Source organism: Pseudomonas viridiflava, assembly GCF_900602065.1.
Classification (GTDB): Bacteria; Pseudomonadota; Gammaproteobacteria; order Pseudomonadales; family Pseudomonadaceae; genus Aquipseudomonas.
The window spans coordinates 1-308 of record NZ_UWFN01000278.1; the positions used below are offsets into that span (position 1 = coordinate 1).

Below are 308 nucleotides of genomic sequence, written 5' to 3' on the forward strand. Positions count from 1 at the left end.
CGGTAACACGGTGCTGTACGGCGCGATCAGCGGCGAAGCCTTCTTCAACGGCGCGGCCGGCGAGCGTTTCGCGGTGCGCAACTCGGGCGCCACGGCCATCGTCGAAGGCACCGGCGACCACGGCTGCGAATACATGACCGGCGGCACCGTCGTCGTGCTGGGTAACACCGGCCGCAACTTCGCGGCGGGCATGTCGGGCGGCATCGCCTACGTGTACGACCCGGACGGCGATTTCGAATCGCGTTGCAACACCTCGATGGTGTCGCTGGAGCCGGTCGTGACCGCCAAGCAGCAGGAAGCGGACAAGA

General features: G+C 67.2%; 1 protein-coding gene. It reads left to right on the forward strand.

Annotated features, from left to right (window positions below; all coding sequences use genetic code 11):
* Positions 1 to 308, forward strand: a 308-nt coding sequence (locus EE949_RS18270) for a hypothetical protein (RefSeq protein ID WP_164666795.1), incomplete at both ends; no start/stop codon positions are given.